Genomic DNA, 2215 nt, shown 5'->3' on the forward strand with positions numbered 1-2215 from the left:
GGCAGCTACGAAACCTTACTCAAAGCGACTTATTTATATACAAACAGCCAAGCCGAAGTAGAAAGGATGTACAAGTACATTGTATTTACCTGCTTAATTGGTAACGGCGATGCGCATCTAAAAAACTTTGCCTTGCAATATACACCTGATATGAAAAACATATATCTCTCACCACCGTTTGATATAACACACACAAAAATATACGAAACCATCGATAATAAAATGGCACTCAAATTAGCTAACAGCAAAGAGTTTCCAGACGTGTCTTATTTACTAAAGTTGGCTGAGGGCACACACTTTAAAATTAGAAAAGCCAAAGAGATAATAGAATCTCTCAGCGACGGTATTATTGACTACCTTAAACACTCTAACGAAGTACAGCTACTTGATGGATTACGTGCATCAATAGAAGCCTCGGTATCCAGCACAATGACGCCTAGTTATTCAACTAAAAGCTACCGCCACGACAGAATTAAAAAGTTTGAGTAGTATCAAATCTAAATTAATAAAGTCGATTTCACACAAGTATTTTACAGCTCATATCGAGTACAATTTTAGCCCTCATATTACTGTAATATAAGAAATTATTGAATAGCCTTTTACATAAAGCAGGCTATTGCAATAAAAATACACAGGATGATAAAAAGTACGGTGACTAAAGCAGGTATATCAGAATCCGTGTTTTTATCCTCTTTAAAATAATCAGGGTATTTTTCTTTTGCTCTTCTTAAAATTAACGAGCCTTGTGAATTACCTAATACCTTTACTCCTTGATTTAGCTCTGCGGCTATTTCACTTCGATTTTCGACAATAACTTGCCTTGCTAGCGCTTGAACTTGATTGTGCGTACCAAAATAAGTCCTTAAGAATTTATCCTCCATTTTAGAAGCAATACTATTAGCTTCATTAAATGATTTACACTCAAGTAAGTAAACTTTGAAAGTCATCCCTAAGTCATAGCTAAACTTATTTAACCTTTCTAATACTGCTTCTATTTCAGGGTAGTACTCTGTCGCTAATAACCAATCACTTTCAAATTCAAACGAGGTACCTTGGCCCTTATTTTCTTGCGTGAAATCAAAACTCCCACGACTAGCTAACTCATCATCATAGGCCTTTCGTTTGGCCTTATTTGAAAGAGTGTCATACGCTACATTTATTTCCTGCATTCTAACTTTAGATACTTCAGAGGAGGAAACATCAGGGTGATATTTTTTTGATAAAGCTCTATATGCAGCTTTTATTACTTCAGATTCAGCACTTGGACTGATGCCCAAAATATTATAATAATTATTCATTTACATTGCCTAAATGACTATTTCCATAATTAAACTAGGGCGTGTTGATCTTTGCGGTATAAAAAACAAACAGCATGAGGATAAGGTATAATTGAATTCGCTAAAAAACGTTACACCGAACCCTCATGCCAAGATTAATGTTAACAGACGCGACATGGAATGTCTTATCAAAAGTAATGCACTTAAGTGGTCGAATTTATAATAAGCCTGAGCATAGAAAAACGCTCGAAGGCATACTCTATAAGATGCGTACCGGTATTCCTTGGCGAGATTTACCGTCTTATTTCGGCTCGTGGAGTGCTATCTATAGACGATTTAATTTATGGTCCAAAAAAGATATTTTGAATGAATTATTTCGTGTGTTATCCCACTATGCTGATATGGATTGGATCTTTATTGATGGCAGTATTGTCAGGGCTCACCAGCATAGTTGCGGTGCAAGAACCGCTGGCAATGAATCAATCGGTAAGAGTCGAGGTGGCAATTCGACTAAAATTCATCTTGCAGTAGATAGCGGAGGATTGCCTGTTTATTATGAATTATCCTGTGGAAATACGCATGATATCGTCCATGCAGAGTCACTTGTAGACAATTGCCCAACGAGTAATGTGGTTGTCGCAGATAAAGGCTACGATAGTGAAAAACTAAGAGAGTTTATTCGTGATAATAGCGCTACACCCGTTATTCCACGCAAGGATAACAGTTTAGTGGGTAATGAAGATATTGACTGGTGCATGTACAAATATAGGCACTTAGTTGAGAATGCCTTTGGTCGGATCAAACAATATAGAGGGATAGCTACAAGGTATGAAAAGCTTGAACGGAATTATCATTCCATGCTCGCTTTAGCATTTACTATGATGTGGCTACCAATGTGGGCTGATTAATATATATACTACAAAGATCAACAGCCCCTA

General features: G+C 36.7%; 3 protein-coding genes. 2 read left to right on the plus strand and 1 reads right to left on the minus strand.

The annotated features are described in order from the left end of the window. Positions 1-489 (plus strand): HipA domain-containing protein (locus L647_RS0108055; protein WP_024610699.1); only part of this gene is annotated, 489 nt, incomplete at its 5' end. Positions 490-599: 110 nt separating this feature from the next. Here L647_RS0108055 and L647_RS1000000124945 read toward each other — a convergent pair. Beyond that, positions 600-1298: a DnaJ domain-containing protein gene (locus L647_RS1000000124945; protein WP_024610700.1), complete on the minus strand. Its 699-nt coding sequence runs from the start codon at positions 1296-1298 to the stop codon at positions 600-602. Between the two features lie 125 nt (positions 1299-1423). Between L647_RS1000000124945 and L647_RS0108065 the strand changes: the two genes are divergently transcribed. Then, positions 1424-2185, plus strand: a complete 762-nt coding sequence (locus L647_RS0108065; protein ID WP_024611512.1) for an IS5 family transposase — start codon at positions 1424-1426, stop codon at positions 2183-2185. Positions 2186-2215: the final 30 nt, after the last annotated feature.

Origin of the sequence: Pseudoalteromonas sp. TB64 (assembly GCF_000498095.1) — a bacterium.
Taxonomy (GTDB): Bacteria; Pseudomonadota; Gammaproteobacteria; order Enterobacterales; family Alteromonadaceae; genus Pseudoalteromonas.

Bases quoted from the DNA above. Each gene is read 5' to 3' on its own strand.
- L647_RS1000000124945 (WP_024610700.1), bottom strand. From the start codon at position 1,298: ATGAATAATTATTATAATATTTTGGGCATCAGTCCAAGTGCTGAATCT.
- L647_RS0108065 (WP_024611512.1), top strand. From the start codon at position 1,424: ATGCCAAGATTAATGTTAACAGACGCGACATGGAATGTCTTATCAAAA.